General features: G+C 49.8%; 14 protein-coding genes and 2 pseudogenes. 12 read left to right on the top strand and 4 right to left on the bottom strand.

Going from position 1 to position 21,391, the window contains the following annotated elements:
• Nucleotides 1–71: 71 nt before the first annotated feature.
• From thiH to NW212_RS04165, 7 genes are all read left to right on the top strand, one after another.
• A complete protein-coding gene (thiH, locus tag NW212_RS04195; RefSeq protein WP_258337394.1) occupies nucleotides 72–1,220 on the top strand; it encodes a 2-iminoacetate synthase ThiH in 1,149 nt (382 codons plus the stop codon).
• A 108-nt stretch (nucleotides 1,221–1,328) separates the two neighbouring features.
• On the top strand, nucleotides 1,329–2,045 hold the full coding sequence (locus NW212_RS04190) for a HesA/MoeB/ThiF family protein (RefSeq protein ID WP_258337393.1): 717 nt from the start codon (nucleotides 1,329–1,331) through the stop codon (nucleotides 2,043–2,045).
• A 56-nt stretch (nucleotides 2,046–2,101) separates the two neighbouring features.
• Nucleotides 2,102–2,710: a thiamine phosphate synthase gene (locus NW212_RS04185; RefSeq protein WP_258337392.1), complete on the top strand. Its 609-nt coding sequence runs from the start codon at nucleotides 2,102–2,104 to the stop codon at nucleotides 2,708–2,710.
• 92 nt (nucleotides 2,711–2,802) lie between these two features.
• A complete protein-coding gene (locus tag NW212_RS04180) occupies nucleotides 2,803–3,741 on the top strand; it encodes a ribose-phosphate pyrophosphokinase (protein ID WP_258337391.1) in 939 nt (312 codons plus the stop codon).
• A gap of 293 nt (nucleotides 3,742–4,034) precedes the next feature.
• Nucleotides 4,035–5,705: a B12-binding domain-containing radical SAM protein gene (locus NW212_RS04175; RefSeq protein WP_258337390.1), complete on the top strand. Its 1,671-nt coding sequence runs from the start codon at nucleotides 4,035–4,037 to the stop codon at nucleotides 5,703–5,705.
• Between the two features lie 274 nt (nucleotides 5,706–5,979).
• Nucleotides 5,980–6,540, top strand: a complete 561-nt coding sequence (locus NW212_RS04170; protein ID WP_258337389.1) for a flavin reductase family protein — start codon at nucleotides 5,980–5,982, stop codon at nucleotides 6,538–6,540.
• A 253-nt stretch (nucleotides 6,541–6,793) separates the two neighbouring features.
• The gene (locus NW212_RS04165; protein WP_258337388.1) at nucleotides 6,794–7,474 is read left to right on the top strand and encodes an MIP family channel protein; all 681 of its coding nucleotides are present in this window, start codon (nucleotides 6,794–6,796) and stop codon (nucleotides 7,472–7,474) included.
• 109 nt (nucleotides 7,475–7,583) lie between these two features.
• Here the strand turns inward: NW212_RS04165 and NW212_RS04160 are convergent, their stop codons facing one another.
• From NW212_RS04160 to NW212_RS04145, 4 genes are all read right to left on the bottom strand, one after another.
• Entirely contained in the window at nucleotides 7,584–10,997 is a 3,414-nt protein-coding gene (locus NW212_RS04160; protein WP_258337387.1) for an AAA family ATPase, read from the bottom strand.
• 35 nt (nucleotides 10,998–11,032) lie between these two features.
• The gene (locus NW212_RS04155) at nucleotides 11,033–12,241 is read right to left on the bottom strand and encodes an exonuclease SbcCD subunit D (protein ID WP_258337386.1); all 1,209 of its coding nucleotides are present in this window, start codon (nucleotides 12,239–12,241) and stop codon (nucleotides 11,033–11,035) included.
• A gap of 3 nt (nucleotides 12,242–12,244) precedes the next feature.
• Entirely contained in the window at nucleotides 12,245–14,695 is a 2,451-nt protein-coding gene (locus tag NW212_RS04150; RefSeq protein WP_258337385.1) for a prolyl oligopeptidase family serine peptidase, read from the bottom strand.
• 234 nt (nucleotides 14,696–14,929) lie between these two features.
• Nucleotides 14,930–15,739 (bottom strand): DUF4377 domain-containing protein, encoded by an 810-nt coding sequence (locus NW212_RS04145; RefSeq protein WP_258337384.1) that lies wholly within the window; start codon nucleotides 15,737–15,739, stop codon nucleotides 14,930–14,932.
• 570 nt (nucleotides 15,740–16,309) lie between these two features.
• On the opposite strand from NW212_RS04145, the pseudogene NW212_RS04140 reads away from it, so the two are divergent.
• The 5 genes and pseudogenes from NW212_RS04140 to NW212_RS04120 all read left to right on the top strand — a co-directional run.
• Nucleotides 16,310–16,483 (top strand): annotated as a pseudogene (locus NW212_RS04140) (Arm DNA-binding domain-containing protein); the annotation flags it as partial.
• A pseudogene (locus NW212_RS04135) lies at nucleotides 16,480–16,800 on the top strand (helicase); the annotation flags it as partial. The pseudogenes NW212_RS04140 and NW212_RS04135, both read left to right, overlap by 4 nt.
• Nucleotides 16,801–16,890: 90 nt before the next feature.
• Nucleotides 16,891–17,196 carry a hypothetical protein gene (locus NW212_RS04130; protein ID WP_258337383.1) on the top strand — a complete coding sequence of 102 codons (306 nt, stop codon included), beginning with the start codon at nucleotides 16,891–16,893 and terminating at the stop codon, nucleotides 17,194–17,196.
• A gap of 186 nt (nucleotides 17,197–17,382) precedes the next feature.
• Nucleotides 17,383–18,675 carry a MobV family relaxase gene (mobV, locus tag NW212_RS04125; protein ID WP_258337382.1) on the top strand — a complete coding sequence of 431 codons (1,293 nt, stop codon included), beginning with the start codon at nucleotides 17,383–17,385 and terminating at the stop codon, nucleotides 18,673–18,675.
• 345 nt (nucleotides 18,676–19,020) lie between these two features.
• Nucleotides 19,021–21,090: a phospholipase D-like domain-containing protein gene (locus NW212_RS04120; protein ID WP_258337381.1), complete on the top strand. Its 2,070-nt coding sequence runs from the start codon at nucleotides 19,021–19,023 to the stop codon at nucleotides 21,088–21,090.
• Nucleotides 21,091–21,391 lie beyond the last annotated feature (301 nt).

The raw sequence follows: 21,391 nt of genomic DNA, 5'->3' as shown, positions 1-21,391 counted from the left end.
ACGGAATGACCGGCAAAGGGAGTCCGGTCATTCCGCTACCGACCGCAAACTTTTAATTGTTCATTCACAACATGTTTAGTGACGAATTAGAAAAAATAAGCTGGGAGAAGACAACCGAAGCCATCTATTCGAAAACCGAGGCGGATGTGCTCCGCGCTCTCGGCAAATCTCATTGCGACGTGGATGATTTCATGGCTCTCATCTCGCCGGCTGCCGAAAAATACCTGGAGCCGATGGCACGGCTCAGCAGGAAATATACGGAAGAACGCTTCGGAAAAACCATCTCGATGTTCATTCCGCTGTATCTCACAAACTCATGCACAAATTCATGCGTATATTGCGGATTCCATATCAGCAATCCGATGGCGCGCACCATTCTCACTGCCGAAGAAATCGAAAACGAATACAAGGCGATCAAGAAGCTGGCGCCTTTCGAAAACCTGCTGATCGTGACCGGAGAGAATCCGGCCAAAGCGGGCGTGCCGTATCTGGCAAAGGCGCTCGATCTGGCAAAGCCTTATTTCTCGAACCTGAAGATTGAAGTGATGCCGCTCAAGACAGAAGAGTATGCCGAACTTGTGAAGCATGGAATGAACGGGGTGATCTGCTTTCAGGAAACGTACCACAAGGAGCGGTACAAAATTTATCACCCGCGCGGCATGAAGTCGAAATTCGAATGGCGCGTAAACGGCTTCGACCGGATGGGACAGGCAGGAGTTCACTCCATCGGAATGGGCGTGCTGATCGGACTGGAGGACTGGCGCACGGATGTCACCATGATGGCATACCACCTGCGCTACTTGCAGAAACATTACTGGAAAACAAAATACAGCGTCAACTTCCCGCGCATGCGCCCTGCCGAAAACGAAGGATTCCAGCCGAACGTCATCATGAGCGACAAAGAACTGGCGCAGGTTACTTTTGCCATGCGTATCTTTGACCATGATGTAGACATATCCTATTCGACCCGCGAACCGGCTTATATCCGCGACCACATGGCTTCGCTGGGCGTGACGACCATGAGTGCGGAAAGCAAGACGGAGCCGGGAGGCTATTACACCTATCCGCAGGCGCTGGAGCAGTTCCACATAAGCGACGACCGCACAGCGGCTGAAGTGGAAAAGGCTTTGAAGGCCGTAGGGCGCGAACCCGTATGGAAGGACTGGGACGCCTCGTTCGATCATGTGTCCCACATCCGCCCGGCAGCAGTGCACGGCTGAAAATAAACGAACAGCAAAACCCAACCAGAGGCACCGGAACGCAAGCGGAGAAACGAAGGAAGCTTGCGCCTTTGCGCCTCTGGTTCCAACACGTAAAGAAACATGCTCATGAACACACTATCCCCACACGAAAAAGAACGCTACAGCCGGCAGATTCTGCTTGAAGAGATAGGCGATGAAGGCCAGCAGAAACTGAAAGAAGCAAAAGTGCTGATTGTCGGTGCAGGCGGGCTGGGCTCGCCCATAGCCCTTTATCTGGCAGGAGCCGGAGTCGGTCACATCGGCCTGGCAGACGACGATGTGGTCAGCGAAAGCAATCTCCAGCGGCAAGTGCTCTATTCAGAAGCCGAAACGGGAATGATGAAGGCACTCTGTGCGCAGAAACGGCTGAAGGCCCTGAACCATACCATTCAGGTTGAAGCTTATCCTGAAAGGCTGACACCCGCCAACGCTGCCCGGATCATCGCCGGATATGACATCGTTGTAGACGGATGCGACAATTTCGCCACCCGCTATCTTATCAACGACACGTGCGTGCAGCTGAACAAACCTTATGTTTACGGCGCTATCCGTGAGTTCGACGGGCAGGTAGCCGTTTTCAACCATCAGGGAGGACCTACCTACCGCGACCTGTTTCCCGACGAGGAAGGGATGCTTGCGCAGCCGCACCCGTCGAAAGCTGTTCTGGGGGTTACGCCCGGCATCATCGGGTGTGTGGAGGCCAGCGAAACCCTCAAGCTTATTCTCGGATATGGAGATACACTGAGCGGAAAACTGTGGCACATCAACCTGAAAACGCTGGAAACGCACACGATTTCCCTGTAAACATTAGGATAATTTGGGCAAGCGTATTAACTTTGCGCGACTTTTTACGAATTTGAATGAAACTGATAGTTATCACAACCCCCAATTATTTTGTCGAAGAAGACAAAATTCTTACGGCTTTGTTCGATGCAGGGCTGGATATTCTTCATTTGCGCAAGCCGGATACGCCGCCTGTCTATGCAGAGAGGCTTCTGACACTGATTCCGGAAAAATACCGCAAACGGATCGTCGTGCACGACCACTTTTATCTGAAGGATGAGTATAACCTGAAAGGAATCCACCTGAACCACCGCAATCCGCTGGTTCCCGACAACTATACCGGGCACATCAGCGCATCGTGCCACACGCTTGAAGAAGTCATGGCCGACAAAAAGACCTGCGACTATGTGTTCTTGAGCCCTGTCTTCGACAGCATTTCGAAGGAAGGACGCCATGCTGCCTTTACTCCGGAGGGAATACGCGAGGCGGCGGCAAAAGGCATCATCGACAAGAAGGTGATCGCATTGGGCGGAGTGAACGAAGAGAACATGCTGCGTATAAAGGACTTCGGATTCGGAGGAGCCGCCGTTCTCGGCGACCTGTGGAACAAGTTCAATCCCGCTTCCGACTATAACTACCAGCCTCTCCTGGCCCACTTCAAGAAGCTGAAGGAGCTGGCAGACTGAATCCTGCAACAAATTTCTGTCCGATAACTTGTCTGCTTGACAGAAATGGACTAACTTTGCATCATTATAAGGCAATATATCTATATAATCAAATGAGCGCAACAACACCTTTTAAAGTATTCTCGGGTACAAATTCGAGATACCTTGCTGAAAAGATCTGCAAGAGCCTGGGATGCGAACTGGGCAACATGAACATCACCCACTTTGCCGACGGCGAATTTGCAGTATCTTACGAAGAATCAATTCGTGGACAGTATGTATTTCTGGTACAGTCGACCTTCCCGAATTCAGACAACCTGATGGAACTTCTCCTGATGATTGACGCGGCGAAACGCGCCTCTGCAAAGAGCATCATCGCCGTTATCCCGTATTTCGGCTGGGCGCGTCAGGACCGCAAAGACAAACCGCGCGTTTCCATCGGCGCAAAACTCGTGGCCGACCTGCTGAGCGTGGCTGGAATCGACCGTCTGATTACGATGGACCTGCATGCCGACCAGATTCAAGGCTTCTTCGACATCCCTGTCGACCACCTGTACGCTTCAACCATCTTCGCTCCCTACATCCAGTCACTCAATCTGGAGAATCTGGTTATCGCAACGCCCGACGTAGGCGGATCGAAGCGTGCCAGCACCTATGCGAAGTTCCTTGACGTGCCTCTGGTGCTGTGCCACAAGACACGCGAGAAAGCAAATGTCGTGGCTTCCATGCAGATCATCGGAGATGTGAAGGACAAGAACGTGATTCTGATCGACGACATGGTCGACACAGCGGGAACCATCACCAAGGCGGCCGACATCATGAAGGAAGCAGGAGCACGTTCCGTGCGCGCAATCGCTTCACACTGTGTCATGTCGGGCCCGGCTTCAGAGCGTGTACAGAATTCGGAACTGGAGGAAATTGTCTTTACCGACAGCATCCCCTACTCGCTCCGTTGCGCGAAGGTGAAACAGCTTTCCATCGCCGACATGTTTGCTGAAACAATCCACCGCGTGATGACAAACGAATCCATCAGCTCTCAGTATCTGATCTGACGGAAGCGGAATCAAACAACATAACATACAAGGAAGAGGACGTGCCGAAACTTTTCTCTCTGGCACTTCCTCTTTTCTTTTAGAAACTGTTTTGAATTTATCGTGTGCTGATTTGGGATGAGTTTTTGAGGCATTTCCGTTTGTGTGATGAGGAAGATAGCGGGCTATCTGACGAAGAACAGAAGCGGAAAAGACCAAAAAATAGCCCAAAGCACACACGAAAACGAACACATCAAGCCAAGAAAAACTTTTTGGAGAAATTCAAAACAGTTTCTTAATCTCCCTGCACTTCTATGAAGATTCTCTGGCTCGACCTCAACAGTTCATACGCACATTCTTCACTTGCGCTGCCCGCGCTTCATGCGCAGGTGATGAACAACACCGGATGCAAGTGGGAAGTGGTATCGGCAACCATAAACGAAAATCCGGGAATGATAGCCGGGGCTGTCGCCGGACTCAAGCCCGACCTTGTAGCAGCCACCTGCTGGCTCTTCACTCACGAAGCGCTGATGCACATACTTGCAAGAGTGCATGCGCTGCTTCCCGCCTGCGCAATGGCACTGGGAGGACCCGAATTTCTCGGCTGCAATGAACGCTTTCTCAGGCAAAACCGCTTTGTCGACGTTGTATTCAGGGGAGAGGGGGAAGAATCTTTTCCGCAATGGCTCGATGTGTGGCAGGAGAAAGAGAAATGGACGGACATAAAAGGGCTGTGCTACCTCGACGAAAAGGGGGCGTATCACGACAATGGACTGGCGCGCGTCATGCACTTCGACCGCCTTGCCCTGCCGGAAGAGAGCCCCTTCTTCAACTGGGGAAAACCGTTCGTGCAGCTCGAAACGACACGGGGATGCTTCAACACATGCGCTTTCTGCGTGAGCGGAGGAGAAAAGCCGGTGCGCACGCTGCCCATCGAAGTCGTACGGAAACGGATTGAAACCATCAGCAGCCACGGAATAAAGAATATCCGCATCCTTGACCGCACGTTCAATTACAGCAGCCGCCGCGCCAAAGAACTGCTCGGCCTGTTCCGCGAATTTGCCGGCATCCGCTTCCATCTGGAAATACATCCGGCACTGCTTACGGAAGAGCTGAAAGCCGAACTTGCATCGATGCCGAAGGGACTGCTCCATCTGGAAGCCGGCATACAAAGTCTGCACGAAGATGTACTCGCTGCCTCACGCAGGGCAGGCGATCTGAACAGTTCGCTCGAAGGGCTCCGCTACCTCTGCTCACTGGACAACCTGGAAACGCACGCCGATCTGATTGCGGGACTTCCGCTGTACCATCTGCAGCAGATTTTTGACGACATCCGGACGCTGGCGTCCTACCATGCCGGCGAAATCCAGCTGGAATCACTGAAAGTGCTGCCGGGAACCGAAATGCGCCGCCGTGCCGCAGAACTGGGCGTATGCTATTCTCCGCTCCCTCCCTACGAAGTGCTGCAAACACGTGAAATTACACCGCATGAGCTTCAGGCAGCCCGGCAACTGTCACGGCTGATCGACGGATTCTACAATGCAAAAGCGTGGCAGCAGATAACCCGCAGGCTCATTCTGGGAGAAGAAGATTTTCTGAAGCATTTGCTGGAACACCTCATCGCGAGGGGGGTAGCCGACCAGCCGCTGGGACTGGAACGCCGCGGAGTTATTCTCTACGAGTTCTGCCGCAGCCATTACCCCGCTTACCTTACCGGCGTTGCGCTGGCATGGATCGAAGCCGGCATGTCGCTCAAAAAGGCTCCTGCCGAAAAGGTGCGCACCAAACACGTTGCGCCTCCCCCGCAATGGGATATCCGGTTCGGGACATACAAAAAGGAGATGCGCCTGTGCTGTCTTTCCGATCCGGCATCCGGCTGCTGCTACTGGTACGGATTTGAAACCGAGAGCCAGCATCCGCTTCCGGTGTTCAAGGCCGTTTCGCCGGCAGACGGAGGCGAATTTTCCGGCCGGGCAAGCCACTGAAAAAACGGGCGGACACCGAAGAAAGCCTGAATATTTTCGGATAAAACTGAAAACCACAACGTGGTTTATACAAACCGCATTGTGGTTTTTGCAAACAGCACTGCCGTTTATACAAACCACAATGCGGTCTGCAGTTCTGAACAGGCAGCAATGGCATTTTTGCGCGCAGATTGTGCTGTTTCTATTGCATATTTCATTTTTTTATTCCAATTTTGTAATGCCCGCTCCCTTCAGGAAAGCGGCAAAAGCAGCAAACCCTTTAATAGAAAAGACTATGAGAAAGAATTTCGGCGCAAAGCCTTTATGCTATCCCCAGCCTGTATTCATCATTGCCACATACGATGAGAACGGAACTCCGGACGCGATGAACGCGGCATGGGGCGGCATCAGCGAAATGAACGAAATCAGCCTGTGTCTGAGCGCAGGCCACAAGACAGTGAAGAACCTGCTGAAAACCGGTGCGTTTACGGTAAGCATGGCCGATGCGCCTCACGTGGCAGCCTGCGATTATGTGGGGCTCGTATCCGGAAATAAAGTTCCCGACAAGTTTCAGCGGGCCGGTTTCCATGCCACGAAGTCGGCTTTTGTCAACGCCCCGCTTATCGACGAACTTGCCGTTGCGCTGGAGTGCAAGGTAAAAGACTACAATCCGGACACGTGCATCTTGAGAGGAGAAATCGTAAACGTCAGCGCAGACGAGCGTGTGCTTGACGAGAACGGCAAAGTGGACGCGGCAAAAGTGGCTCCCATTGTATTTGATCCGTTCAACAACGAATACCTGAGAATCGGCGAAAAGGTGGGCAAAGCCTTTGCGGAAGGCAAAAAGCTGAAATGACATGAGCAGGCGGTCCTCATTCTTGACCGCCGCCCTTCTCGGCTTTTGTCTGGCCGGATGCGGGACAGTCAGAAGGCCTCACCTGCTCCCACCCCGTCCGACCGGGCGTTTTCCGCAACCGGATAACAGGCGGAAGCCTGATGCCGGTCCTTAGAAAATGACAGTCTGAACGCATTGTTTTTGAGAAAACATTTGTTTTTCTGACAAAAAAGCTATACTTTAGAAGCAACTTATCACTTTAAAAGTTATTATTATGAAAAAGTATGTAGCAGAACTTGTCGGAACAATGGTTCTCGTACTGATGGGATGCGGCAGCGCCGTATTCGCAGGAGGAGTGGCCGACACAGTGGGTGCCGGCGTCGGAACAATCGGAGTTGCAATGGCCTTCGGATTATCCGTGGTAGCGATGGCGTATACAATCGGAAACATATCGGGGTGTCATATCAATCCTGCCATTACACTGGGGGTATGGCTGTCGGGAGGAATGAAACCGAAACGCGCGCTGATGTATATGCTCTTCCAGATTGTGGGTGCAATCATAGGCTCGCTGATTCTGTCGCTGCTGGTTTCTACCGGTACACATGACGGCCCTACAGCAACCGGCTCAAACACGTTCGACCCGGGAAACATCGCGCAGGCCTTTATCGCTGAAACGGTGTTTACCTTTATCTTCGTGCTGGTTGTATTGGCCACAACCGACCAGAAGAAAGGCGCCGGAAATTTTGCCGGACTCATCATCGGACTTACCCTCATACTGATCCATATCGTATGTATCCCCATCACCGGAACATCGGTCAACCCGGCACGCAGCATAGGTCCGGCACTGATGGAAGGCGGACAGGCCATGGAACAATTGTGGCTCTTCATCGTCGCTCCGTTCCTGGGAGGCGCAATCAGTGCAGGCGTGTGGAAGTTTCTGAAGACCGACGACTGAAATGTATCCGGGAAACAACCGGTCAACTACCAATAAATGAAGGTGTGTTCCGATCAGAGAAACCAACGTCGGAACACACCTTCTTATATCCCGCAGCCGGAGGCTTCGGTCAGAACAGCGTTGTGACTTCAATCCGGCTCAGCGTACTGTTTATCCGTTCTACATGAATCTGGGTATGGATCCGCTCGCGCAGACTGTCTACATGACTGATGATGCCGACCTTCCTGCCCCCCATCTGATGCAGCCGCTCCAAGGCATCCATCACGGTGTTCAGGTAATCGCTGTCGAGCGTGCCGAAGCCCTCGTCGATGAATAAGGTGTCGACCGACAGACTTTTGCGGTTGAGGGAAGAAAGTCCGAGCGCCAGCGAGAGCGAAATCAGAAAGCTCTCTCCACCGGAAATCGTGGATGTCGGACGGCATACGCCGCCTTCATATTCATCACGGAGCAGGATTGTCAGCGATCCCGGCTGGCATTCCATCCGGTACCTGTCGGTCAGACGCGCAAGGTAGTGGTTGGCACCCGAAAGCAACTGTCTGAGCACATAGCTTTGCGCTATATTGCGGAACTTTTTCCCGTCGGCGCTGCCGAACAAGGCAGACAGCCTTCCCCATCCTTCCGCTTCTTTCCGTCTAGACTCAATCAGCTCTGTCAGATGCTTCATCCGTCCGGCATTCTCGGCATTGTCCTTCTGTTTCTGCGAAACGGCTCCCAGTTGGCGGGTCAAGTCAGACACATTCGCTTCCAGCCGCACCATTTCTGCAGCGAGAGATTCCTCTGTTGCCTCTTCGCTCATTTCAGGCCGTATGCCCAAATGCGCTTCCAGCTCATCGGCGGCGCGCCGCATTTCCGTCTGCCGGGCAACCAGGTCCTCATCCAGCTTCCGAAGCTTTTCCCTTTGCTGTTTCACCTCCTCCGGGCTGCGCAACGCCAGCTGCTCCAGCCTGCCGCCGGAAATCTCGGGATGCGAAGCAAGAAAATCCGCCAGCTTCCCTGCCGCTTCCTCCGCCCGCTGACGCGCCTGCAAGAGCCTGCTTTTCCCTGTCGCTACAGAAACGAGCAGCGCGTTCCAGCGGCTGCGCATACCTTCAAATCGTTCCGCTTTTTCGGCATGAAGCTCCTTCCATCCCGGTTCCCTGTCGAGTACATTCTTCCTGATTTCATCAACAACCTCCCTTTCCTGCACATATGCGTCCATCAGCTGTTGCAGGGATGTCCGTTTTTTATCTTCGGCGACATAGTTCCGTGACTTCATGTCCAGCTGGCGCATGAAGTCATCCGGATTGTCTTTTCTGAGCTGCTGCCATGCTCCAGACACTACCAGCGGAACGATATGCTTTTCCATATCCTCCGATGCGCTCTGCTCACGGGCAACCGCATTCTCCCGGTCACGGATGTCAGCGTCCAGCTTCGCCAGTTCTTTTTCGGCAGCTTCCTTTTCGCTCCGTGCGGTTTCGGTTGCGCGGGCCAGGCTGTCTTTCACCTTCTGCAGCCCCATTATCTTTTTATGCAATTCATTGACCTCACCCCAGCGTGCCATCAGTCCGTCGTGAACCGTCGATTCCGTCTGAAGCAGATGTCCGACCGCTTCCATCTTGTTTTCCGCATCAGACACTTCCGGATAGGCTGCACATGACAGAACCGCATTCTGCGCTTCCCCGAAGAACTTCTCGGCCTGCTCCTTCTTTTTCTGCTGCGATTCCGCCAACCGGACATGCGACAGATAGTCCGCTTCGTTCCGTTGCAGCTTGCCGGTCACCTCTTCAAGCTTCGCCCTGCTCTTGTCAAGCTCCTTCTTTACCGGTTCAAGCACCGACACGAAATGCTCGTCCGGTTCAAGCGGCGACAGAATTTCCCGTCCGCAGACAGGGCACACATCTCCTGCCGACAAACGCCTCCGCGCTTCTTTTGCCCAATTCTCGCAAGCCATTTCCTGCTTGTCGTAGATTTCCTGCATTTTGTCCGCTTCTGATTTTGCGGAAGCCACTTCCCCCGCCAGACCTTGCCGGACTTCTTCAAGCGATTTCAGTTGCGCTCTCAACTCATCCAATGTTTTTTCCGCTTCGTCAAGCTGAGTTTTCCGCTCATTCAGACGGGCAACCGCTTCCTTCAGCGTTTCCAGTTCGGCCATGCGCTTTCCGGATTTCTCCAGATCAGCTTTCAGTGCATCAGCCTGCATGGCTTCCAACTGTCTGCCGAGCATGTCGACCTCCGCCTGCTTCCGTTGTTCTTCCTCCCTGGCTTTCTCATGGAGGCTGTTCTTTTCTTCAAGCGTCGCCGCCTGCTTCTGACGCTGTTCTGCCAGCTTCTGCCGTCCGGCCAGCCCCTCTTTCACTTTCCGCTGCGAAGCCAGCAGCTGCCGTTCAAGCGAAATGATGGCCTGCGACTGGCTGTACATTTCCTCAAAACATTTCTCTTGCGCCAAGAACGCTTCGGTCTGTGCAATAAATCCCTTCACGTCATCGATTTTCCGGTCGAGCCCTTGCCTGCAACCCAACAGACTCACATATTCCTTTTCAAGCAGATTCAATTCGGCTTCAGCACTCCGGATAACGCCTTGCTGTTCCTTCTGTGCGGCAAGGCATCTTCTCGCCTCCTCCGTGATGTCCCAATCGGCAACCAGCCTCCGGCTCTGCCTGCACCCTTCCGACTCCAGCTCCTCTTGCATTTCCCGGCAAGCCCCCACCGCCCTTTCGCTTTTCATTTCCAGAGCCTTCCGGTCTTCCATCCACTTTTTCCGGACGGTTTCCCGGGAAAGATCCGCTTTTTCCTGTTTCAGCCGGCTGTCGAGCCGTTCCGCTTCCTCCTGCAATGCCTTCAGTTCCTCTTCCGAAAGCAGCACAATCCCTTCCGTCCTCGCCTGCAAATTCGCCAGCTCGGCCTTCATTTCATTCTGTATGGCATAAATCTCCCGGCTTACCTTCGAATAAATCTCGGTTCCCGTCAGTTTCTCAAGGATATTCGACTTGTCTTCTTCCTTGCTCTTGAGAAATTTGGTGAACTCCCCCTGTGCAAGCAGCGTTGTCCGGCAGAACTGCTCGAAAGAAAGTCCGATTCTCCGTTCAATCTCCTGCCTCGTGTCGGTGGCGCGGGCAGTTATCTGCGTCCCGTCTTTCTCCGATAAAGTCCACGATATGCGCTGAATCCTTCCGTTGCGGTTTCCGCGCGCTCTCGCCACACTCCATTCGGCCACCAGTTCATGCCCGTCAGAATCTGCAAATTCCAACGCGACAGATGCGAGCGTACTGTCACGGCGCATCAGTATGCGCGGGTCGCTGATACCAATGTCGTCAGACTGTCCTGAAAAGTCGCTGTCATAAAACCGTTCGTTCGCCGACTGCACCAAACGCGGAGTCGTATTATAGAGAGCCAGGCAAATGGCGTCGAGTATGGTCGACTTGCCCGCCCCGGTCGGACCGCAAATAAGGAAAATGGCATCCTGTCCCAACGGTCCGTTTTCGAAATCAATCTCCGCCTGTTCGATGGAAGCGATGTTCCTGATCGTTAATTTCTGAAGTTTCATAAATGACTGATTTAGTTTTTGCTGCACGGAGGCAGTCAATCGCCGGCTTCCTTCACCCTACGGACAGCCGTGTCCAGCATCACGCGCAAATCTTCACCCATATCCTGTCCGTACTTGTCCTGATAGTAGACCGATGCCACCTCCTGAGGCGACAGAGTCAGCAATTTGTCCGCATCGATAATGTGCAGGCGTTCTTCCTGTTCCGCAGAAACGCGCTCCCATTTGTATCTGCAGAAGCGGCATTTCTTTCCGCTCACAATCCGGTTCGCGCGCTCCATGCAATAAGCCGGAGGAACGTCCGCTATCCGCACAAACAGTTCGATGTATGCCTTTTCCTCGTCGGGCACAGCCTCCAGCAGTTCCAATGCCTCCTCGATCGGAACCGCCTTGTCCGGAATTACCTTCAGAGGCCATTCCGTAGCCAGCGGAACTGTACGGATTGCCGGGATGGACCCGTGCGAGTCCAACTCGACAATGCTGACGGAATGCACATAATCTTCATCGAAACTGACGGCTACAGGCGAACCGGAATAACGCGCACGCCCCCCTTTCAAAGTTTGCGGGCAATGGATATGGCCCAGAGCCAGGTAATCGTAGCCCGTTCCCAGGACGGCGATATCAGTATATTCCATGCCTCCCCTTCCTTCATCGTGTCCGGTCACGTCGCTCCCCGTTACGGCCAGATGCGCCGTCATTACCACCGGAACACCGCTGCTGTTCCGTCCGGCAACTTCATCGAGCAAGGTCTGGAAGAATGCCTGCTGACGCTCCAGCCTCGGCAGGTCCCCGCCAAGTGCCGGGAAGTTCTGCGGAAACACATGCGGGACAGCCGCCACATAGCCTTTCAGTTCCCCGCCGCTCCCTTTTATCTCCACGATATGGCGGTCGAGATTGATTTTTCCGTCTTTCCTTTCAATCTGCCCGATAACGGACACGCCCGCATACTTCCACAGATTAGACGCTACTTCCAGTTTGGAACTGCTGTCGTGATTGCCTGCCGTCACCACGATCTGCATCCGGGGACATGCGTTGTGTATAGCGAGCAGCGCGTCGGTAAACAGACGCTGGGAGGCAGCCGAAGGATTGCTGTAATGGAACACATCTCCGCTTACAACCAATGCGTCGGGCTGCTCCTCCCTCACGATTCCGGCCAGTTGCGACAGAAAATGCCGGTGTTCCTCTGTCCGGTCGTACTCATAGAGCAGATGTCCCAGATGCCAGTCGCTGGTATGAATGATCTTCATCCGTCACAGTGTTTTGGGAGGATACATCGCATTCCACCATGAAGCGTCATCTTGCAGCCATTTGGCAAACCATGCAAAGATCGTATTCTGCCACAGGATGCGCCGGCTGTAGTCGCGGATGTGATGGTTCTGCCCGTCTACAACCACCAATGCCGTTTCACGTCCCAGAAGCTTCAGGGCCGTATACATCTGGATACTTTCGCCTACCGGCACATTCGTGTCGACTGATCCGTGGAGGAAGAGCAGCGGCGTATGTATCTTGTCGGCATTATAGAGCGGACTGTGGTCCACAAACAGTTCGGGGTTCGCCCACGGATAACTGTTGGCACCCGAAACCTCACTGTACGAATAGCCCCAGTATCCCTCTCCCCAATAGCTGGTGTGGTCGCTGATCCCGGCATGTGATATCGCCGCAGCAAAGATATCCGTCTTCGTCTGAAGATACTGTGTCATGAAACCGCCGTAGGACGCTCCAAGGCAGCCTATCTTCTTGCCGTTGACATAGGGATGGGCATTCACGAACTTCTTCGTCCCTTCGATGATGTCGTCGGCCACATAATCGCCGAACGTATTGACATGGCGCGCCGAAAACCGCTGTCCGAAACCGGTCGCCCCGCTCGGCTGGACGACATAGACCACATAGCCCTGCGCCGCATAAGCGTGGAACGGATAAAGCGTATCGAAGTTGCGGCTCGTCGGACTGCATCCGCCGTAATAGTAAACGATCATCGGATATTTCTTGCTTTCATCGAAATAAGGAGGCAGGTAATATCTTCCGTAAATGGTGTCGCCTCGCGAGCTGACAAAGTTCCAGTCTTCACATCTGCCCAGCCGTATGCCTTTCAGCAGCTTTTCGCTCAGATCCTCCCGCAACTCCGCCTTCTGCTTTTTCAGGTTCATGGTATAGATGCGGTGAGAGTTTGCAGCGCTTTCGCCGTAGAATGCCATCACAGGAGCCTTGTCTGCCAGCGAGAAAGCAAGCACCATCTCTTCCGGCACATCCAGCAGGGTAATCTTTCCGCTCGAAGGATCAAGCCGGTACAGCGAATAGCAGTCCCTGTTTTCGGCCGTGAAATAAATCTGTCCGTCCGACAGGTTCCACTGCACACTCCGAACGCTCGGATTGAACGTGCGTGTAAGCGGAGTCACTTTCCGGTCGGCAACATTCATCAGAAACAACTGGCTGTCGATCATGCTCGGCGTCTGTCCCTTTTCCACATTCATCCCCACGCCGCCCAGTGCTTCGGGAGATCCTTGTATCAATACCTGCCGGGCATCGGGAGCAAACAGCGCATGGCTTATGAACCCGTCCTCCTCAACCAGCGTGTCAACCTCCAGCGTCTGCATGTCCATCCGGTATACAGAGAAAAGCGTAGTGGGACGTTTGCCCATGCGGTGAGTGGAAACCATCAGCAACGCTTCGCGTCCGTCGGCAGAAATGTCGCTCACCCACGCGTTTCTGTAGCCGAAAGTCAACGGCTGCATCAGCCCCGACTTCAAGTCGTACTTCGCCACATACGTGCGGTTTCTCCATCCCGGCTGGCGGTCGTCCGGATCAATTACCTCATAAATTTCCTGCCGCTCTTTCGGCCCCTCCTGCACAAGCGTATAAAGCAAATAGTCTTCTGCCGGCGAAATGCTGAAATTCCCTTCCGGAAGACCTTCGGCAATCACCCGCTCGAATCCTGTTGCCGGACTGACGCTGACGAGCTGCCTTCCGGAAACGCCCTGACGGACGAAATAATAATCTCCCGAAAGCGGCATCCAGCGGATCGCTTCAGAGCGCCGTGCCACTTCCTTCCCCGTAAGCGTTTCCTTCACGCAGTATACGGTTTCCGACCTTCCCTCCTTCAGGCTTGTGAGGTAAGTGACAATCAGATACTTTCCGTCGGGCGACACCTGCACGCCGGCACACTTGGTTCCGTGCATGGCATCGGCCAGCGTATAGAGGCGGCTCTGCCCCTGGTGCAAAGAAAATTCGCCGTCCGAATCAACAGACACTTTGGGCTTGACCGATTCACCCGGAGCAGACAGGTATTTCAGCACCACTTCGTGCGTGCCCGGTTCAAGCGCCATTTCCTGTTTGTCTGTCAGCTTTCCGTCAACATACAGCTGCCAGTCCTTCACTTCAGACACATTGAACTTCGCTTTTCCGTAGGCCGTATTCTCCAGATCAAACTGCATCAGATGCAAGGCATAGCCTTCGGCAGGCGCAGAAGGCAGCTTGTCCGCATCCGATACGGGAGCCTGGCCTACAGCGTCAAGCGACAGAGGGGTTTTCAGCAAACTGGCAGCGGACCAGGCTTTCGCGTTGACATCCGTACTGTCTACCAGCAGCGGACGGCTGACAAGATAAGGTCCTGCATACCTGTATGAAGTGATGTCCAAGTGTCCTTTCGCCTGCACGGTCAGACTCAGTCCCAAGGCGCAGGCAAATAAAAATTCTTTTTTCATGTCGATCTATCTGTTTTTAATGGCTGTATAAAATAAGGAAATGAATAATCCCAATAATCCCTACAAAGATAACGTTTCTTTTCAAGAAGCCCGTTGTCCGCCGGATTATCTTACAAAAATAAGCAGATTTGAGTATTCCCGCTGACGGTCAGAGAGTTGGCTTTGGAGGCTTCGGCTATAGCCTCTTGGAAGATGGTATCGGCAGGAAGCATGTTCGGCTTAAATGACTATGTGTTATTGTTTTTTCACAGTAAACTCTAACTTCTGAAGCCCCTTTTTATGGACATTCGCAAGGATCAGTGCATAATGGACCTCTTCACCGGACTGCATGGATTGAATACGGGCAAACTCATCTTCGGGTATAACATCCTTGAACATCGGACCGGATGATCCGTTGCGTACCAAACGAATCTCATCAGTAAACGGGGACAGGACAAACGAATAAATAGCCATGTAAGGCACGGACTCAAATTTCACCCAATTCGGATCTCCTTTGTCAAGGACATCTTCCAGCCATATACGCGCTGCATCATAGGATGGCAGCGATGAGCCAGAACCGTCATCATAGAGTATTTTACCATTTCCGTCGACAATATATCCCTTGCTGACGGCATATTTCTCAAAAGGACACAAATCATGGTATTCGATATCTTCTTCTGACGTTATCTTCTCATCAACCGGAACTTCCGGTTCCGTGACAACTCTATCCTCAAGAATACGGATAAGTGAATATGTACGGTCGGAAGCATCCGCAGGTGGGTTTGCAAGGATTGTCCGTTTTACTGAAAGATAATATTCGTGTCCTCTTTCATAGGTAAAGCCCTCGATGCTGTTGAATCCAAGAGGCTCCCATACTCCGGGATTATCTTCCGACATGACGAGCATACACTCAATGGGCTGTTCGCTGCCGAAAACAGAGCTGAAACCAGTTTCCGAAGAAACGGACATTCTGATTTCCTTAACCGCATCTTGGGGCTCATCATCACTGCAAGCTGATATCCCCAACACAGTAACTAACAGAAATGAAATGATTAACCTGTTCATATTCTAACTACTATATTCTTGATTGACTCTATCAAAATGTTTACTATATAATGAAAACGTGAGCCAACTATGCCATCTGAGCGTGCAATTTGAAAATTTCCTATGTTTCCAAATACTCGATGCGCATAACGCTTCTTTGATTTATCATATGTCTTGGAAAGAGTTCCTCTCACTAAATACAAAGATAGCGAATTTCCGTTATACACAATCTTATTTAAATAAGAATCAGTGGTTTGATGCTTATTTTTATTGTCTGTTTGTGCCTCTATTGGCTATAGACTTAATATATGGATTTTCAAGAATACTCAATATCGCTGGAAAAATCGAACAAAACCAGCAGATTAACGCAATAGGAATTGAGATTTAAGCAGTTAGGAGAAAATCACGGAAGTTGGAGAAATGGCTGAAAACCGTTTCAAAGCGGATTGCAGCAGGAAAACGGTTTCCTATTCGTTACCCGTTGAAAATGCAGATTTAACAGTATCAGTTTTATTTGCGCCGTTCTGCGTAGGTTTGCTTGTCAAGGTTTAACTCGTTGATTTATAGTTTTGCAACCAAAAAAAGACGAGTATGGCAAGAAGTACATTTCGCGTGCTGTTCTATGCGAACGGCAGCAAGGAGAAGAACGGAATTGTCCCCATCATGGGACGGGTTACAATCAACGGGACGGTGGCGCAGTTCAGTTGCAAGCGGAGCATCTCAAAGACGCTTTGGGATGCCAAGGGCAACCGTGCCAAAGGGAAGAGATTATCCGAAGCAACCGTAATAGACTGGAGATAGAAATGACAGAACTGCTGCTTGATATCATGGCGAACATGAATGTTGAGTCTGTTTCTTTTTGCCTCAATGACATCATCCCGTTGCTCGTCTGCTCGCAAGTCAAGGTGGAGAAGTCACAGGTACGGAAAGTGGTGCAGGAGTGCTGGAAGCTGGCACCTGCATCCAATTCGCTTTCCTACACCACTTATGAATACGCCTACAACCGTGAGTGCCGATATTCACCCGTCAGGAGGATAGGACGCTACTACACTGTAAGCAAGGCACAGTTGGAAACACTCTGATATTTTGATGAAATGATGAAAGGGTCTATAAACATAAAGAATAACAGCAACTTACATTCTCATCAAAGGCTCAACAAAAGGAAATGGCTGATGAAAAGAGAAAGCGAACGTAACCTCGTACATCACTTCTCTTTTGGCGAGCGGTTTGATGAAACGCTGATGAATGTATATTGTAGTGTATGTCAATGCGTTAATGTATCCATTCGTCAATTCATCGGATTTTCACCCATCAACAAATCCGCCGGGAAAGCAACAGAGGTGAACACCGCCATCCGCAGGCTGGTCGGACGGACTTCCATCCTGCCGACCGACAAGGGAAAACCAATGTTGCTGGCGAAAAGAAAAGGGCGACCAATATCCGCCAACATCACCGCCGACACCGCCGCAGGCTTTTGAGAAACAAAAAGCCATAGCTCATTAGGGCGTTTTCTTCACGCACCGCACCGCTCATACTAAAAACACCCTAATGAGCCAACGGGGTTACACCCATCTGGACACCCCCGTTTGCCCCGTGCGGCACGACCGCAGGCGGACGGATACCGACAAACAAGTTTGTAGAACCTAAAAAAACAAGAAACGAACATGGGATACAGAAGCATCCAAATCAACAAGGCGAAAGGGTCGGCTGACACGGGCGCATCCGACCACATCGAACGCAAGACTATGCCAAAGAACGCCGACCCGACACGCACCCACCTCAACCGTGAGCTGGTGGAGTTCCCTGACGGTGTGGCAGACCGCACCGAGGCGATAAGCCACCGTATCCGCACGGCTGGCATCAAGCGGAAGATAACGCCCGACCAAGTGCGGGCAATCCGCATTGTGCTTTCGGGCACGCACGAGGACATGGTGAGAGTGCAGGACGAGGACAGGCTAAACGAATGGTGCAACGACAACCTGCAATGGCTGCAACGCACGTTCGGAAAGGAGAACACCGTATCGGCAGTGCTGCACATGGACGAGCATACGCCGCACATCCATGCCACGGTCGTGCCGATAGTGACGGGCGAGCGCAGGAAAGCAAGGAAGAAGCAGGCGGAGGGCAAACGCACCTACCGCAAGAAAGCCAACGCCGTGCGCCTGTGCGCCGATGACCTGCTGACACGTGAAAGGATGACCGCTTACCACGACAGCTACGCCGAGGCGATGGCGAAATACGGCTTGCAGCGCGGTGTCCGTGGTTCGGAAGCACGGCACACCGCCACCGCCCAATACTACCGTGACCTGAAACGACAGACGGGAGAGCTTGAAGCCAACGTGCAACAACTACAAACCGAACAGCGGCAGGCAGAACGGCAGCTTAGCGAGGTCAGGAAAGAAATCAAGTCGGAGAAGCTGGAAGCCGCCAAGACCGAAGCGAAAACGGCACTTGTGGCAAAGGTCGGTTCTCTTTTGGGCAGTAATAAGTTGAAAGAGGAAAGGGAAGTATTACAGCAACGTCTATCTGTGCTTGAAAAGCAGAATAAAAAATTAATGCAGCATATCAAGCAAAAGGAACGGGAGCATCAATCGGAACGCACCAAGTTCAACGAGTATATGGACAAGATACAGCGGTACTTCCCTTATGTGGAGAAGCTGTTGCCGTTGATTGACTTCTGCCGAAACACCTTGAAATTCTCTGAAAGAGTAATCCAAGAGTTGTGCAAATTGAAGAAAGTAAGGTTGAAAGGTGATTTCTATTCTCCTGAGTTCAACCGAAAGTTCCGTGATGAAAATGCGGCCTTCTCGTTTGAGGAGGACAAGAACAGGAACGGGCATTACCACATATCCGTGAATGGCATTCCACTTGTGCAGTGGTTTAAGGAGAAAGCACATGAATGGAGAAAGGGATTAGGATTTATATCCACTGAACATGATAAAGGGTTGAAAATATAAAATACACTCTAAAATCCATTCCCAAAGCAAATAAAGACATTAGAAGATAGGGGGTTATCACAAAAATCCCCTATCTTTGTAATCGGATTGAGGCAACTCTTTCCACGACATACGAGAAAAAGAAGAAGCGTTATGCTTATCTTGTACTTGAAAACGTAGGAAATTTTCAAATTGGATACAAGGATAGCATAGTGGTTCTCACGCTATAGCGTGGGCTGCTATTGTTACATCTGTATCCAAGGTTTCCTACGACCTTCAAGTAAGAGTGTGGCATACAGTTCACGCTTCGTGTTAAAAATACCATATTCGTATGTAAGTTATGTATATATATAAAAAAACAAAGATATGATTGGCGACAAGAGCATTTGTAAAATTGTTTCTTATATGAGGGAAACACGTACATTTATCGTAGAAGAGATTGCTTCTAAAAATCAAGGACTACTTCCTTTGTCTAAAGACATCTCTAGGGATAAAGTAAAACTCTTTGACGCAATGAAACAAGGAAGGACAATACTACTATTATGCATAAAGGTCGTAGATGGAAAGTCTATTTTTTCCTCTAATATGCATGCCTTGGATGAAAAAGCACAAGAAGAAGAAACTTTTTCCATATCAATCAACTTTTCTTCTGAAAATGAGATATTTAACATGTCTTTATTTGATTCCATATACAATTTACTTGGTGAGATTATAGATAACGACATCAAATTTGACTTAGCAAAACAATTAATATTAGCAAATCGAAAATTTCATTTTCGCCCTTCCTTATACAAGGAACTTTTTAGCAAATGTAATGGAAAGTATGGTGCAAAAATGTGGAAAGAGAATCTCATCTCATATACCAGCAACAGTACCATCGCAAATCTTTGGAAAATAAGCGATGCTACAGATCGCCAACTTATTCTTAACAAATTAGGCATTTCATTACCTGAACCTGAAACCAATGAAATAGAAGAAACTAAAGTAATAGAAGTTCCTATAGGGACTGTTGTTCCACTATTCGAAGATATTGCAAATAATGTTATTAATAGAATTAATGCAGCAAAATCCTCTGTCAAAATAGCTGTAGCATGGTTTACTAATTTGGATTTATTCAATTGTATCAAAGCAGCTTTAAGCAGAAATGTAAAAGTCATCCTTGTTACGAATAATGATCTTATTAATAATGGTGGATATTGTCTTAATTTTGATGAATTAATAGATTGCGGTCTGATCTTACATCTTGTTGAATATCCAGAAATGCTTCATTATAAATTCTGTATTATTGATGATAGTACGACAATAACAGGCTCATATAATTGGACATTTTATGCAGAAGAAATAAACAAAGAAGATGTTATCATAATAGATGAACTACCAACAATAACAAATGCTTTTATTGATGTATTTGATTCCCTTTTAATACAATTTAAGCAGGTCGAAAAGATGCCTGCGACAGTTCCTGATAGACCTCAGTATGACAGAAGTTCATTTAAACAATATATTAGTGAAGAGCTTGTTCTTAGAGCTAAAAGAAGTATTGGAGATAGAAAACAGATTCTCATAAAAGCACAAGCTTTATGCCCTGATAACCAGCGCATAATCGAAACGATGAAAGAGTTTGGAATTATGCCGGATAATTCTTCATGTTCAATAGCCGAAATTGATCATAAAACAACACAATCTGCAATAGAAGAAAGGGTTCAAGTTCGTGAAGCTCTTCATCGCCAGCATGAAATGATAAGTCAACAGGTTTCTGATATAGTAAAGGAAAAAAATATAATAGTTCAGCAGAAAGAAGAACTTCATAGGCAAGTTGCTGCACAATTAGCAACCGCAAATACTGAAGAACAAAGAGCTTTAATACGAAAACAAAACGCAGCAAATGAAGCTGCCATAAATTCAACAATAAATCAGATTGAAAAGGAGCAAAAAGAAACAGAGGAAAAAGTTAGTTTTGTTGAAAATCAAATTAATACAATTAATTCTGAAATAGATATTATTAAAAAAACTTCTAATACTGAGAGTGTAGGAGGAAGGGGTGGCTTAAAGATTACATTAAAATGGAATACGACAGATGATTTAGATTTACATGTAATAGATCCTGCTGGACAGGAGATATATTTTAGTCAAAAAGAGCGTATTTGTCAAAATGTAATTGGGCGTTTAGATATTGACGCAAATGCAGGATCACCATACACCACAACGCCAGTTGAAAATATCTACTGGGAAGAAACTGCTCCAATTGGCAAATATCGTGTTTTAGTTAATTTATATACTAAACGGAGTGGCAATAGCGAAATTCAATTCACAGTTACTGTATATCCAGGAAAAGGTGAATCTAAAATATTTGTGAAGAAAGTGATTGGACAAAAAGAGACTGTTCTTATTACAGAATTTAATTATACCGATAATGGCATAGAATATTTAAAATAAAAAGCCATCATTAAATGTAAGCCCATAAGAAAAAACATATTTCTCCTTTTTTTCTTACGGGCTTTTTTTATTTTTGCATCCGTAAGAGTTACCCAAACAAGCAAAGCGATGCAGACTGCGGCAATTAGGACGGTTGCCAACTCATTACCCAATACCGGGGTCATTCTTCTAACTCTCTTGATTTCAGACAGGTGTATTCTTTTTGCAGAATACTCAATAATTCCTCGACAAGTCCTTTGCTGTTTTGCCCCGTTCTGCTACTTCTCCTCCGCTTACTTCCTCAAAAAACAGCTTTTATACC

It is taken from the genome of Bacteroides sp. ET225, assembly GCF_024733745.1.
Taxonomy (GTDB): Bacteria; Bacteroidota; Bacteroidia; order Bacteroidales; family Bacteroidaceae; genus Phocaeicola; species Phocaeicola excrementipullorum.
The sequence above is the reverse complement of the archived record's forward strand: the minus strand, read 5'-3'. Positions and strand labels throughout refer to the sequence as shown.

Bases quoted from the DNA above. Each gene is read 5' to 3' on its own strand.
- NW212_RS04170 (WP_258337389.1), top strand. From the start codon at position 5,980: ATGAGAAAGAATTTCGGCGCAAAGCCTTTATGCTATCCCCAGCCTGTA.
- mobV (WP_258337382.1), top strand. From the start codon at position 17,383: ATGGGATACAGAAGCATCCAAATCAACAAGGCGAAAGGGTCGGCTGAC.
- NW212_RS04185 (WP_258337392.1), top strand. From the start codon at position 2,102: ATGAAACTGATAGTTATCACAACCCCCAATTATTTTGTCGAAGAAGAC.
- NW212_RS04180 (WP_258337391.1), top strand. From the start codon at position 2,803: ATGAGCGCAACAACACCTTTTAAAGTATTCTCGGGTACAAATTCGAGA.
- NW212_RS04120 (WP_258337381.1), top strand. From the start codon at position 19,021: ATGATTGGCGACAAGAGCATTTGTAAAATTGTTTCTTATATGAGGGAA.
- NW212_RS04130 (WP_258337383.1), top strand. From the start codon at position 16,891: ATGAAAAGAGAAAGCGAACGTAACCTCGTACATCACTTCTCTTTTGGC.
- NW212_RS04155 (WP_258337386.1), bottom strand. From the start codon at position 12,241: ATGAAGATCATTCATACCAGCGACTGGCATCTGGGACATCTGCTCTAT.
- NW212_RS04145 (WP_258337384.1), bottom strand. From the start codon at position 15,739: ATGAACAGGTTAATCATTTCATTTCTGTTAGTTACTGTGTTGGGGATA.
- NW212_RS04165 (WP_258337388.1), top strand. From the start codon at position 6,794: ATGAAAAAGTATGTAGCAGAACTTGTCGGAACAATGGTTCTCGTACTG.
- thiH (WP_258337394.1), top strand. From the start codon at position 72: ATGTTTAGTGACGAATTAGAAAAAATAAGCTGGGAGAAGACAACCGAA.
- NW212_RS04150 (WP_258337385.1), bottom strand. From the start codon at position 14,695: ATGAAAAAAGAATTTTTATTTGCCTGCGCCTTGGGACTGAGTCTGACC.
- NW212_RS04160 (WP_258337387.1), bottom strand. From the start codon at position 10,997: ATGAAACTTCAGAAATTAACGATCAGGAACATCGCTTCCATCGAACAG.
- NW212_RS04175 (WP_258337390.1), top strand. From the start codon at position 4,035: ATGAAGATTCTCTGGCTCGACCTCAACAGTTCATACGCACATTCTTCA.
- NW212_RS04190 (WP_258337393.1), top strand. From the start codon at position 1,329: ATGAACACACTATCCCCACACGAAAAAGAACGCTACAGCCGGCAGATT.